12 protein-coding genes and 1 tRNA gene are annotated in these 12,881 nt (G+C 51.2%); 12 read left to right on the forward strand and 1 reads right to left on the reverse strand.

The features are described 5' to 3' along the window. The first annotated feature begins 46 nt into the window (after positions 1 to 46). The 12 genes from PHH49_04320 (at position 47) to nrdR (ending at position 11,363) form a co-directional block, all read left to right on the forward strand. Positions 47 to 121: transfer RNA gene (locus PHH49_04320), tRNA-Met, on the forward strand. A gap of 539 nt (positions 122 to 660) precedes the next feature. Then, entirely contained in the window at positions 661 to 2,187 is a 1,527-nt protein-coding gene (locus PHH49_04325) for a hypothetical protein (GenBank protein MDD5488174.1), read from the forward strand. Continuing rightward, on the forward strand, positions 2,184 to 3,929 hold the full coding sequence (locus PHH49_04330; GenBank protein ID MDD5488175.1) for a hypothetical protein: 1,746 nt from the start codon (positions 2,184 to 2,186) through the stop codon (positions 3,927 to 3,929). The genes PHH49_04325 and PHH49_04330 overlap by 4 nt, the downstream gene beginning before the upstream one ends. 134 nt (positions 3,930 to 4,063) lie before the next feature. Continuing rightward, positions 4,064 to 5,362, forward strand: coding sequence for an adenylosuccinate lyase (gene purB / locus PHH49_04335; GenBank protein MDD5488176.1), 1,299 nt, complete (start codon positions 4,064 to 4,066; stop codon positions 5,360 to 5,362). 14 nt (positions 5,363 to 5,376) lie between these two features. After that, positions 5,377 to 6,372 carry a phosphoribosylformylglycinamidine cyclo-ligase gene (gene purM, locus PHH49_04340; protein MDD5488177.1) on the forward strand — a complete coding sequence of 332 codons (996 nt, stop codon included), beginning with the start codon at positions 5,377 to 5,379 and terminating at the stop codon, positions 6,370 to 6,372. 33 nt (positions 6,373 to 6,405) lie between these two features. After that, positions 6,406 to 7,680: a phosphoribosylamine--glycine ligase gene (purD, locus tag PHH49_04345; GenBank protein ID MDD5488178.1), complete on the forward strand. Its 1,275-nt coding sequence runs from the start codon at positions 6,406 to 6,408 to the stop codon at positions 7,678 to 7,680. Between the two features lie 13 nt (positions 7,681 to 7,693). Next, entirely contained in the window at positions 7,694 to 8,191 is a 498-nt protein-coding gene (purE, locus tag PHH49_04350; protein ID MDD5488179.1) for a 5-(carboxyamino)imidazole ribonucleotide mutase, read from the forward strand. Between the two features lie 16 nt (positions 8,192 to 8,207). After that, on the forward strand, positions 8,208 to 8,663 hold the full coding sequence (locus PHH49_04355; protein ID MDD5488180.1) for a low molecular weight protein arginine phosphatase: 456 nt from the start codon (positions 8,208 to 8,210) through the stop codon (positions 8,661 to 8,663). Beyond that, complete coding sequence (locus PHH49_04360; protein MDD5488181.1) at positions 8,645 to 9,115, forward strand: RpiB/LacA/LacB family sugar-phosphate isomerase; 471 nt, start codon at positions 8,645 to 8,647, stop codon at positions 9,113 to 9,115. The genes PHH49_04355 and PHH49_04360 overlap by 19 nt, the downstream gene beginning before the upstream one ends. Positions 9,116 to 9,134: 19 nt before the next feature. Further along, positions 9,135 to 10,403: a serine hydroxymethyltransferase gene (locus PHH49_04365; protein ID MDD5488182.1), complete on the forward strand. Its 1,269-nt coding sequence runs from the start codon at positions 9,135 to 9,137 to the stop codon at positions 10,401 to 10,403. 10 nt (positions 10,404 to 10,413) lie between these two features. Then, on the forward strand, positions 10,414 to 10,917 hold the full coding sequence (locus tag PHH49_04370; GenBank protein MDD5488183.1) for a dCMP deaminase family protein: 504 nt from the start codon (positions 10,414 to 10,416) through the stop codon (positions 10,915 to 10,917). Then, positions 10,914 to 11,363 (forward strand): transcriptional regulator NrdR, encoded by a 450-nt coding sequence (gene nrdR, locus PHH49_04375; GenBank protein ID MDD5488184.1) that lies wholly within the window; start codon positions 10,914 to 10,916, stop codon positions 11,361 to 11,363. The genes PHH49_04370 and nrdR overlap by 4 nt, the downstream gene beginning before the upstream one ends. Positions 11,364 to 11,417: 54 nt before the next feature. Here nrdR and PHH49_04380 read toward each other — a convergent pair whose 3' ends face one another. Further along, entirely contained in the window at positions 11,418 to 12,872 is a 1,455-nt protein-coding gene (locus PHH49_04380; GenBank protein MDD5488185.1) for a peptidyl-prolyl cis-trans isomerase, read from the reverse strand. Positions 12,873 to 12,881 lie beyond the last annotated feature (9 nt).

Genomic DNA, 12,881 nt, shown 5'->3' on the forward strand with positions numbered 1-12,881 from the left:
AGCCCTTAGGGTTATCTGTTATAATCTAGCGATAAATATTGACTGACGCGGGGTGGAGCAGAGGTAGCTCGTGAGGCTCATAACCTCAAGGTCGGAGGTTCGATTCCTCCCCCCGCAACCAAATATAAAAGGCTCTTTAACTTAACTGTTAAAGAGCCTTTTCCATTTGGTGCACACTTTTATCTAAGAACGATAAAAGTGTATGCTATTCTTTCGCCCGTTTTCGGGTAAAATATTTTCCCCGAAAACGTACTCATCCATAGCTTTGCGGGGGTAGGGCCCCTTCGCCCTCCTTTTATCCGGGCTCGGTGTCCTCCATCTTACCTAAGGAGTTATGGTAGATACTATTGTAATAGGGGGAGTATGTGGCCAGGGGCATGGCCCGAGGAAGAGCCAAACTAGTACCGGGTACAAGCTCCCGCTTAAACTGTCCCCTGTTGCTTGAGAAATATTACGGTTCTGTTCCCCCTCTTGACGCTTCGCTGTCACCCCCCTGCCTGGTGAGTTATGAATCACGCTATTTGTGCCAGCTAGAGAAGAAGGAGGAGGATGTGACTAGAGGCGAGGCCCAAGGGGAGTGGGTACAGGTTTAGGATCGAGTAGCGGGACAGGCTTATCTTTGGTTTTAAAAACGGTTTTGCCTGTGGTATAATCGGACGCATGCGGTCAAGACGGCACTTCATCCCATTTATCATTATCGTCGCGGCATTCGGAGTTTCAAGGATCCTGGCGTATACGCACGGCCTGGGATTTTATTTTAATTCTATCAATGTGGCCATGCAGGTGGTGGACGTCGAGCTCCTGAAGACGGACCTCGTGAGGAGCCTGTTCTATCTCCACGACCAGCCGCCATTATTCAACTTGTTCCTGGGGCTGGTATTAAAAGCGTTCCCGGCCGCTTACGCGGCAGTTTTTCACGCATGTTATCTCGTGATGGGCCTGGTACTGGCTTTCTCGGTGTATGGACTGATGGAACGCATGGGCGTCAAACACGGGCTTGGAACATGTCTCGCGGTCATTTTTGTCATAAGCCCTTCGACGCTTGTTTATGAGAATACGCTGTTCTATACATACCCGGTAGCGGTAATGCTCGCGCTCAGCGCCTTGCTGTTGTATTTCTTCGTAGCCAGAGGGAACACGCTATACGGAGCGGGGTTTTTCCTGCTCCTGGCAACGGTCATTTATACCCGGGGCACTTATCATTGGGTATGGTTCCTGGGGGTAACGGCAACGGTACTGCTCGTGTCCCGGAAGATATTATCATATAAACGCGTACTGTACGCCGCGGCTCTCCCGGCGGCACTTATAGCCGCTCTATGTTGCAAGAATATGGCGATCTTTGGTGAGCCAGCTACCTGCACCGGAAGCTGGACGTGGATGTCCCTCATGACATCGTTCCGTATCCCGGAGGAGGAGAGAAAGGCTCTTGTAGAAGAGGGAAAACTATCGCCGTTATCATATCACTTCCATCCCTATGGCCAGGTAGAGGCCTTTTATGAACGGTTCTCGGACATCGTGTCTGATACGGGTATCCCGGTGCTGGATATGCCGCGCAAACATAATGGCCTGGTGAATTACCATAATATCATATATGTGATAGTGAATGATGTGTACAGGGATGATGTGCTGTTCACGCTGAAGTGCTATCCGGGCTACTACCTGGCGGCGGTAAAGGATTCCGCGGAAAGGTTCTTTCTGCCAGGGCCCAGCAATTATTACGGTGAGGGGTTCAACGAGATAATGCTGGATTCCCTGGGGTGGTACGCGGAAATATACGATAAGTTCTTTCTCTTGAGAATACTTCCCTATACGGATAAATGGACGTATCTTTTTGGACATCCGCGGTACGAGACCAGGCATGCCTTGTTCTGGCTTCTTGTCTACCCGATGATAATGGTGTATATGTTAATAGCGATAGTCAGGAAAGCCGTGACCGCTGTTCCCGGAGACACTGCCGGGACCGCCGTGATGGCGTTCATGTGGATAACTATAATGTATACAATGACGGCTGTTATACTTGTAAGCTCAGCCACGAACAATAGATACCGGTATCCCTTGGAGGGGTTCATCTTTGTTTTCCTGGGGATGTTCATTTCGGACGTGGCCCGTTGGATAAAAGCGTTATATCGGGATATGCCGGCCCGACACGGGCCGGGGATCGCCAATGATAAAAAGGGGGATGCTTGAGTTTGTCGATGTTCCGGATATCGGAAGAGAAGTTCAGGGCGGTCATGAAATATCGGTGGCATGTAGTATTGTTCCTGGCGATCGTGGCCGTTGTATACATATGTTACGGGGCGACGCTTGATCATCCGTTCATTTGGGATGATTACGGCATGATATGCGATAATATCTTCATCACCGACTGGTCCTTTATCGGGGATATATTCAGAAGCTCGTCTTTCGGGATGGAAGACGCGGGTATTTGTCCATATTACAGACCACTGCCGACACTTACTTTTCTCGTGAATTATAAACTGTCCGGCATGGACCCACATGTGTTCAGGGAAGTCAATATCTGGATAAACATACTAAACGCGTTCCTTGTGTTCCTGGTCCTGTCGAGGTTCGGATTATCTCGCCGGGCCGCGTCCGCGGTCGCGCTCATATTTTGCGCGCATCCGGTGAACATAGAAACCGTTACATTGATAGCGGGGCGCGTGGATTCCCTGTTCATCTTCTTCGGGATGATCAGTTTGCTTGCCCTGACGACGTATTCGGCCAATGGCCGTAGGACCATGCTGGCAGTCTCGTTCTTCGCTTTTATATTGTCATTCTTGTGCAACGAAAAGGCCATAAGTTTCGCGGCGATAGAAGTGATATACTATTTCCTGTATGAACGGAACAAGAGAGACCGGAGTGTGGAGATCTGTATATCCGCGGTGATCTTGTTCACGTACTTCTATTTGGTGAACAAGATAAACTTCCTTGTCGCGCTGCCCGCCAGTATGTCGTCACATATCGCCATTGCGTCCATGCACGACCGCATAGCTACATTCCCAAGGATACTGTTTACCTATTTCAGGCTTATTTTCGCCCCGACGGGGCTTTATGCGGAATATCATTTTGTGGAAACGGGTATCCTCAACCGGTATTTGCTGATATGGACGCCGGTGATCCTGGGAGGAGTGTATGCCATGATCAGGCATCTTAAGTACTCGCGGGAAGCGGGATTGTTCGCGTTTTGGGTGTTTTCCTCTGTGCTCATATACAACAACGTGGTGTACGCCCATACCGCAACGTTCCGGGAACACTGGGTATGCATGGGCGTGATCGGGGCCTTTGCTCTTGTCGCGCTTTTTCTCGGGCGTCTGGCGGCGGGGAAAAAAATAAAATGGAAAGCTTTGCTGCTATGTTTTTTCGCCGCATACATGGGGTTCCTGTGCTATAACACGATCGCGCGCAACAAAGAGTGGGCGGATCCCCTGGTCCTGTACGGGGCCGATCTTGCCCGGGAGCCGCGGAACAGTTCTTTCGCCAGTAATTTGGCCCTTGAGTATCTGAAACGGGGAGAACTGGACAAGGCCAATGAGCTTTACCTGAGAGCCCTCAGGAACGCCCCGTACAATATGGACACGAAATCTTTGGTAGGGATCGCGTACATAATGGAAGAACGGGGACAGAACGGGATGGCCGCGTTCTGGTACCATAAGGCCTTGAGACAGTCCGAGATACCTTTCGCATACGAACGTTTAGCGGAACTGGCCATTTCAGCGTCCGATTACGGATATGCTGGATATCTGCTGGAACGCGCCATTAACAGATATCCCGGGATACTTGGGTTTTATCTTGACCTTGGCAGGGTATATATGCTTAAAGGGGACTATATGGCTGCACGGGAGATATTGGGGCCCCTGAAGGAACTGGATGAGGCCCGGGAATACCTTGATGAGATCGAAAGAACGGCTCCCGGGGACGGACAACATTAAGGGTCCCGGGACGCCCCGCGAAGAAAACCGCTTTTTCTCTAAACATTGACATACCATACCATATATGCTATAAAAAAGTCTCTATCCTGATATATATAGCTATATATTGAATACTTACCACATAAGGAGCCGGTATGATAGAAAGATACTCACGCCCGGAAATGTCGAAGATATGGACGGATGAGAACAAATTCCAGAAGATGCTGGATGTCGAGATATTGGCCTGCGAGGCATTTGCCGAACTAGGGTTCGTTCCTAAGGACGCGGTCGAGGTCATAAAGGAAAAAGCCGGGTTCGATGTGGACCGGATAAACGAGATCGAAAAAAAGACCAATCACGACGTCGTCGCGTTCATTAAGAACCTTTCGGAGAACATAGGCGGAGAAGCTAAATACCTGCATTTTGGGCTTACCTCGAGCGACGTGCTTGATACAGGCCTTTCTATCATGATGTGTGAGGCGATGGACCTTTTGATAGAGGGAGCGGAAAAGCTGAGAACGGCGCTGAGGAACAGGGCTATCGAGCATAAATATACCCCTATGATGGGGAGGTCGCACGGAGTGCATGCCGAACCTACTTCTTTCGGTCTTAAAATGGCCCTTTTTTACAAAGAGGTGGAAAGGGACATAGTCCGTATGAAGAGTGCCAGGGACATCATAGCTTATGGGAAGATCTCCGGGTCCGTGGGGACTTTCGCGAACGTCGAGCCGTTCGTTGAGGAATATATATGCGAAAGACTTGGGTTAAGACCAGCCAGGGTATCGAGCCAGATATTGCAGCGCGACAGGCACGCCGAATATCTTACCACGATAGCTATAGTCGGGGCGACCCTGGAAAAGATCGCGCTGGAAGTGAGGGGCCTGCAAAAGACGGAGATCGGGGAGGTCCAGGAATATTTCGCGAAGGGACAGACAGGATCATCGAGCATGCCCCACAAGAAGAACCCCATAATATGTGAGAGGATAACCGGGCTTGCCAGGGTGCTAAGGGGCAACGCGCTGGCCGCCATAGAGAACGTGGCGTTATGGCATGAAAGGGATATATCACATTCTTCCGTGGAAAGGATCATAGTCCCGGATTCCACCATACTGTTGGACTATATGCTGGATAAGACTACCATGCTTGTCGAGAAATTGGTCGTTAACAAGGAAAAAATGCTTGAGAACATAGGCCAGACCAAGGGCATGATCTTTTCCCAACGGCTTATGCTGGAACTTATCAAGAGGGGGGCGACCAGGATGGAGGCCTATGATTTCGTACAGGCCCTGGCGCTCAGGTCCTACGAGACGGGAAAAGGGTTCAAGGAGCTGGCTGTTGGCAGCAAGGACTTCCAGAAATATATGACAAAAGAAGAGATATCGGATTGTTTCGAGCTGGACTATCATCTCCAGCATGTGGATCACGTATTCAAGAAAGCAGGGATCGAGGGATGAGAAGGAAGAAGCAGGTGACGTATAAGAGGTCGGGTGTTGATATAGACAGGGCTAACAAGCTTATCAAGAACATAAAAGGTCTCATCGATACCACCAGGGTGCGCGGGAGCATGGACTCTATCGGCGGTTTTGGCGCGTTCTTCGACCCGTCGAAGTACGGGATAAAGGACCCGCTCCTTGTCGCTTCTACCGACGGGGTGGGGACGAAGCTCAGGATAGCGCAAATAACCGGGGTACATGATACGATAGGTATCGACCTCGTGGCCATGTGTGTTAACGATACGCTTTGCTGTGGCGCGCGCCCGGTATTCTTCCTCGATTATTTCGCTACCGGCAAGCTTGAAGATACGATATGGACGGAAGTCGTAAAGGGCATAATAGACGGATGTCGCCAGGCGGGATGCGCCCTTCTGGGAGGGGAAACGGCAGAGATGCCGGGGATGTACGCGCGTGGTGAGTATGATCTTGCCGGGTTCACGGTCGGCATAGTGGACCGGAAAAAGCTGATAGACGGGAAAAAGACCAGGAAGGGTGATATCGTGCTTGGACTGGCGTCCAGCGGATTGCATTCCAACGGGTATTCGATGGTACGCAAGATATTCACTAAAAGTGAGATGAAAAAACACCGGAGATCATTGTTGGCGCCTACGGAAATATATGTGAGATCGTTCTTAGGGGTCCATTCGAAGTACGGGATAAAAGGGGCGGCGAATATCACGGGAGGCGGGTTCTATGACAATATCCCGCGTATGTTGCCTCGCGGGATGAAGGCCGTTATCACCATGGATACATGGGAGATGCCCGGGGTATTCGGGGAGATAAAGAAAAAGGCCGATATAACGGAAAGAGAAATGTACAGGACTTTCAATATGGGGATCGGCATGGCGCTGGTAATGTCCCCGAAGGACGCGAATGGGGCGAAGAGGATGTTCTGGGACAAGTTCGGGATAAAAAGCTGGATAATAGGGCACATTGATAAGGGACCCGGCGGAGTGGAACTTGTTAAATAGCCAGGCTATGGTGCTAATGAAGGGAAAGATCTGATGCGTATATTAGTAATAGGGTCCGGAGGAAGAGAACACGCTCTATGCTGGAAACTCAACGAAAGCCCCCGGGTGGAAAAGATATTCTGCGCTCCGGGGAACGGGGGAACTTCGGCCATAGCGACCAATGTGGAGATCGACCTTGACAGGCACGAGGACGTGGTCACTTTTTGCGTGGACAATAAAATAGACCTTGCGGTTGTTGGTCCGGAAGCGCCACTGGCGGTAGGTATGGCCGATCATTTTGAACGGGCGGGCATACCCGTTTTTGGCCCGGGATTCGCCGGAGCGCGTCTTGAGTCCAGCAAAGTGTTCGCCAAGGAGTTCATGGGCAGATACGATATCCCGACCGCCACGTTCCGTATATTCGACGATATCGCTAAAGCAAAAGAACACATTATTGAGTTCGGGAAGCCGGTGGTGGTAAAAGCCTATGGCCTGGCCGCGGGAAAGGGTGTTGTTGTCGCGCGGGATGAGGAAGAGGCGCTAAAGGCCGCGGAAGATATGCTGGTGAAAAAAGTGTTCGGGGCGGCCGGAAGCATGATCGTGGTCGAGGAATGCCTGGAGGGAGAAGAGGTCTCAATACTTGTCGTGACCGACGGGGAGAAGGTCATACCGCTGGCGTCCAGCCAGGACCACAAAAGGGTCGGAGAGGGCGATACCGGGCCAAATACCGGGGGTATGGGGGCATATTCACCCGCGCCGGTGATCGATGAGGACATGATGGAGACCATTATGGGGTCTATAATAAACCCGACCATTGAAGGCCTGCGTAACGACAAGATAGCATATAAAGGGGTACTTTATGCCGGTCTTATGATGACGAAGGACGGGCCCAAGGTCCTTGAATATAACGTGCGTTTTGGCGATCCGGAAACACAGGCGATACTTCCGCGCATGAGATCGGACCTTGCGGAATTGTTATACGCGGCCGCTAAAGGCGATCTTTCCGGGATCGAGGTCGAATGGGACGATGAGGATTGTGTGTGCGTTGTGCTCGCTTCTGGCGGATACCCGGGCAAATACGTCCCGGGGAAGGCCATAACGGGGATAAAAGAAGCCGAAAAGGAAGGGGCCATCGTTTTCCACGCGGGGACCAGGAGCGAGAACGGGATGGTCGTTACTTCCGGAGGACGTGTCCTGGACGTAGTGGCAAAGGGAAAAGGTATAAAAAAAGCGATAGATGGTGTTTACAGGGCTGTATCCAGGATCGGGTTCGAAGGGATGCATTACCGCAAAGATATAGCTTACAGGGCGGCCGGAAGGGCAAGATAAGGAGCGTAGCGTAATGAAAAAGAACAAGGCTATCGTGGGGATAATCATGGGAAGCGATTCTGATCTGCCGGTCATGAAGGAATCGGCCGACATGTTAAAAAAACTGGGTATAAGTTGCGATGTCAAGATATTGTCGGCCCACAGGACACCGGACGCGGCAGCTAAATTCGCCAGGAACGCGAGGAAGAACGGGATGAAGGTCATAATTGCCGGGGCTGGCGGGGCCGCCCATTTGGCCGGGATCACCGCCGCGCATACGACATTACCGGTCATAGGTGTTCCCATGGAGACCAGGCTTGACGGGGTGGATTCACTGCTTTCCACGGTACAGATGCCTGCTGGAGTGCCGGTCGCTACGGTAGCTATCGGGAAAGCGGGAGCGATAAACGCCGCGATACTGGCCGCCCAGATTATCGGGACCTCGTCCCAGACGGTGGCTTCAAGGCTGGACAGGTATAAGAAGGAACTTGTAAGGAAGGTCGAAGAGAAGAACAGAAAAATTAACCTTTAAAAGGAAGACCCGGCAAATGGGGAGTATAAAAAAAGTTCTTTTTGTGTGTACGGGGAATAGTTGTAGAAGCATAATGGCTGAAGGATATCTTGAGAAGGTATCCAGGGAAAGAGGGTTAGGGCTTGAAGTATGTTCCGCGGGAACGTGGGGCGTCGAGGGTGGTATGCCCAGCGAGGAGGCCATCGAGATACTTGAGGAAGAAGGAGTGGATACCGAAAAATACAGGTCCAAGGTCCTGACCAGTGGGATGATAAAGTGGGCGGACATCATACTGGTCATGGAGCCGGGACATAAAGAACAAGTGCTGGCTATAGAGCCGGAGGCCGGGAATAAGGTCCATTTACTGGGGGAGTTCACCGGCGACAAAGGCATACAGGACCCCATAGGCATGCCCGCAATAGTTTATGAAAAATGTTTCGCGGAGATAAAATCCGCCGTGGAAGGATTTGTAAAATGGCTGGAAAAAAAATAGTGATCGGTGCGGATCATGGAGGATACCTGGTAAAAGAACGGCTGAAAAAAGAGCTGGCAAGGTCCGGGTATAGTGTCATAGATGTTGGTGCGGGCGAGTGCGAGAGCGCCGACTATCCTGTTTACGGGTTCGAGGTAGCGCGGAACGTGTCTGCCGGAAAAGCCTCAAGGGGGATAGCCATATGTAAATCCGGCATAGGAATGTCCATAATAGCCAATAAACTGCCGGGCGTAAGGGCGGGAATGTGCACTTCTGTCGGGGATGCCGTATCCTCCCGGCAGCATAATGACGCGAACGTACTGGTGTTGGCGGCGGCAAAGAACGGCCCGGATGAGGCTGTCCGGATAATGAAAAGCTGGCTTAAGACGAGGTCCCTTAAAGGCAGGCATGCCAGGCGAGTTGAGCAGATAAAAGAGTATGAGAATAAAGTATTCAGGAAAAGAACCGCTTAATGAAGGAGAAAGACGGGCAATGAAGCATCTTAATAATACCGATCCAGAGATATTCCGAGCGATATTTGACGAGACAAGAAGGCAGGACGAAGGCATAGAACTTATCGCCAGCGAGAATTTCGCCAGCCGCGCGGTCATGGAAGCCGTTGGTTCCGCCATGACCAACAAATACGCTGAAGGATATCCGCATGCCCGGTATTACGGCGGGTGTGAACATGTTGATGTCGCCGAGGACCTTGCGATAGAGAGGGCGAAAAAACTTTTTGGCGCGGACCATGTCAACGTGCAGCCACATTCCGGTTCCCAGGCCAATATGGCGGTATATTTTTCCATGCTCAACATCGGGGACACGGTGCTTGCCATGGACCTTTCCTGCGGAGGGCATCTGACCCATGGCCACATAAAGAATTTCTCCGGTAAATATTTCAAGATAGTGCCTTATGGAGTGAACCGGGAGACGGAGCAGCTGGATTTCAATGAGATAAGGTCCAAGGCGCTGGAAACAAAGCCCAGGATGATCATAGCCGGGGCTTCAGCCTATCCGCGTATCATCGACTTCGCGAAATTCCGCGAAATATGCGACGAAGTGGGGGCGATACTCATGGTGGATATGGCCCATATAGCCGGGCTTGTGGCGACAGGACTTCATCCCAGTCCCGTTCCCGTATCGGAATTCGTTACCACGACCACGCATAAAACGCTCAGAGGGCCGCGGGGTGGAATGATCCTTTGCCGTGAGGAGTTCTCTAAAAAGATAAACTCGGAAGTCTTCCCCGGGATACAGGGCGGTCCGCTAATGCACGTAATAGCGGGAAAAGCGGTATCTTTCCTGGAGGCGTTAAAACCCGAATTCGCGGTATACCAGAAACAGATAATAATGAACGCCGCGAGGTTCGCCGAAGAGCTTACGAAAAAAGGCTACAGGGTCGTCTCGGGAGGCACGGACAACCATCTGATGTTGGTGGACCTTGCGGGAAAAGGTACTACCGGCAAAGAGGCGGAGATCGCGCTTGATAAGGCGGGGATCACGGTTAACAAGAACCTCATTCCATTTGACACGAAAAGCCCGTTCGTTACCAGCGGGATAAGGATAGGCACTCCCTCGGTCACTACGAGGGGCATGAAGGAAGAGGAGATGGCCCGGATAGTGGGATTTATCGATAAGGCGTTGAATTGTAGGCAGGATGACGGTAAACTCGCTTTAATAAAGAGTGAGGTCAGGGAATTCCTGAAGAGCTTCCCTCTTTACAAAGAGCTGATAGAAGGTTTAGGCGCGTTAAAGGTATAGGTGGACCAGCATGAAGCAAAAAACGAGCGTTACAGGGAAGGGTCCAAAAGCAGCCGGTGAACATGGAAAAAAAAGACCCTCGTGGGATGAATACTTCTTGAGCATAGCCGGGTTCGTGGCCACAAGGTCTACCTGCCTGCGAAGACAGGTCGGCGCGGTGGTAGTAAAGAATAAACAGATACTCGCGACCGGGTATAACGGGGCGCCTTCAGGGCTCCGTCATTGTGCCGAGATCGGATGTATGCGACAGGAATTGGGAGTCCCCTCCGGGGAGCGCCATGAGTTATGCCGAGCGCTTCACGCTGAACAGAACGCTTTTCTCCAGGCTGCCCGTCATGGGGTGAGCCTGGAAGGCGCGACCTTGTATATTACGAACCAGCCCTGCAGTATATGCGCGAAGATGATAATAAACGTTGGTATAGGGAAGATAGTGATAGAAGGGGATTATCCCGATGAGTTCGCCCGCCAGTTTATTCAAGAGTCGGGGATAGAAATGGTGGTGATGGGAAAATGAAATGTCCGTATTGCAAGAACATGGAAGACAAGGTAATAGACTCCCGGATGATAGGAGAGGGCCTCAGTATCCGCAGGAGAAGGGAATGCCTGGGATGCGGCAAAAGGTTCACTACATACGAATATGTCGAGAAAGCCCCGTTGATGGTCGTTAAGAGGGACGGTACGAGAAAAAGGTTCGACAGGGAAAAAATAAAATCCGGGATAATGAAGGCCTGTGAAAAGAGGCCTGTAAGTATGGACAAGATAGAGGAGCTTGTGGAAGAGATCGAGCGCGAAGTCCAGAAAAAAGCAGACCAGGAGATCAAGTCCACCGTTATCGGCAATATGGTAATGGAGAAGCTGTATGACCTGGATGAGGTGGCCTATGTGCGGTTCGCGTCAGTATATCGAAGGTTCAAGGACGTATCTCATTTCATGAAAGAGCTCGAGAAATTCCTCCAATAATATCAAGACATGGCAAAAAGGCCCGGATAACATCCGGGCCTTTTTTTATCAGTCTTAGAGTGTCCCTATAGGTTTTTTGACCTTAACTTTATCGGTTTGTTGCTTAAGCCACGTATCCATCGCGGCTATCTGTTTGTTGCTGAGGAGCTCGGTCCTGATAGTGTTCTTATCCTTTTCGAATTTTTCTGTTCCAGCCGGAAGAATCTCATCTATTCTGGCCAGCAGATAGCCTTTCTGGGTCCTGACGGGCGGCACAAAGGCGCCCGCTTGGCCTTCAAGTACGCGGAGCATAAGGTCTTTCGCCGGCCCGACATTCTCTATGTAATCCGTTGTGCCGATAGGACCGGTCCTTTCGACCGTTGTTCCGAGAGCGGCCGCGATAGCGTCCAGGTCATTTGTCCCCGTCGATAGCCCGGCAAAATATTCCCCGGCCTTTTGTTCCGCGAGCTTCATCTTTTTTTCCTCGGCAAGACGTGTCTTCACGAGGTCTTCGACCGTCTCAAAAGGTTTGACGCGCGCGGGATATTCCGCCATTTTACGTAAGATATAAACGTTTCCCTTAACGTCGCCCGTGGCGACAGGTGGGCTTACCTCGCCGGGAGAAAGAGAGAACGCTGTTTTGTAGAATTCAGGGGAAAAAGGTATCCCCGGGATCACGTCATTCTCTGAGAAAGCCCCCGTTGTGCCATGTTTAAGGCCGTTCTGTCCTGCCATGTCGGCCATGGAGGACGGGTCTTTGGCTATATTGCCGTACAGTGTCGACATGGTTCCCAGCGCTTCTGTTCTCGCGCCGGTATTGTCATAAGAAGCGGCAATATATTCCACGTTTATCCTGGCCGGCTCCATATAGGAAGCGGAGGTCCCTTCGTAATAAGTCCTGGCTTCCTGATCTGAAACAGATACATCTTTCGTGAACAGGTCGTCGCCTATGAACACGTAAGATATGATGGCCTTGTCATTAAGGGCCTTGAACCGGGCCATGATCTCCTCGTCCGTAACCGACACATCCTTGAGGATGTCCTGCCTGAGAGAGCGAACTTTGATGTTCTCGCGGACCAGTTCCTCGAAGCGTCGGGGATCCATCTGGAAAGAACTGCGCAATACGTAGTCATATACCTCGCGGTCAAAGGAACCGTTCCGATGGAAAAGGGGGTGAGAGGCAATGAAGCCAAGGATCGTGTTGTCGGGGGGATTGATCCCACGTTGCTCCGCTTCAGTGAGAAGGATAAGTCTTTCCCACGCCATCATGTTCATGACCGACTGGTTCTGCAGGAGTTCACGCATAGAACCCGCGTAATTGGGATCATAGAAAAAAAGCTGTACTTTTATGCCTTGCCTGCTGTCTTCCAGGTCGCCCGCGGATATGGCCCGGCCGCTTATCGTTCCTATAACGTCCGAACCGGTGTTCACGTTCACTCCCCAGAACAGGAATGCCGGGATTATGATGCACGAAAGGCCTATCAGTACACGTCTTGCGAATTTCCGACTTCGTAGAATATGCAGTACCATGGTATGCTC

Source organism: Candidatus Omnitrophota bacterium, from assembly GCA_028715965.1.
In the GTDB taxonomy this organism is placed as follows: Bacteria; Omnitrophota; Gorgyraeia; order Tantalellales; family Tantalellaceae; genus JAQUQS01.

Coding starts and splice junctions, on each gene's coding strand:
- purE (MDD5488179.1), top strand. CDS start 7,694: ATGAAAAAGAACAAGGCTATCGTGGGGATAATCATGGGAAGCGATTCT.
- PHH49_04325 (MDD5488174.1), top strand. CDS start 661: ATGCGGTCAAGACGGCACTTCATCCCATTTATCATTATCGTCGCGGCA.
- nrdR (MDD5488184.1), top strand. CDS start 10,914: ATGAAATGTCCGTATTGCAAGAACATGGAAGACAAGGTAATAGACTCC.
- purD (MDD5488178.1), top strand. CDS start 6,406: ATGCGTATATTAGTAATAGGGTCCGGAGGAAGAGAACACGCTCTATGC.
- purB (MDD5488176.1), top strand. CDS start 4,064: ATGATAGAAAGATACTCACGCCCGGAAATGTCGAAGATATGGACGGAT.
- PHH49_04380 (MDD5488185.1), bottom strand. CDS start 12,872: ATGGTACTGCATATTCTACGAAGTCGGAAATTCGCAAGACGTGTACTG.
- PHH49_04365 (MDD5488182.1), top strand. CDS start 9,135: ATGAAGCATCTTAATAATACCGATCCAGAGATATTCCGAGCGATATTT.
- PHH49_04355 (MDD5488180.1), top strand. CDS start 8,208: ATGGGGAGTATAAAAAAAGTTCTTTTTGTGTGTACGGGGAATAGTTGT.
- PHH49_04360 (MDD5488181.1), top strand. CDS start 8,645: ATGGCTGGAAAAAAAATAGTGATCGGTGCGGATCATGGAGGATACCTG.
- PHH49_04370 (MDD5488183.1), top strand. CDS start 10,414: ATGAAGCAAAAAACGAGCGTTACAGGGAAGGGTCCAAAAGCAGCCGGT.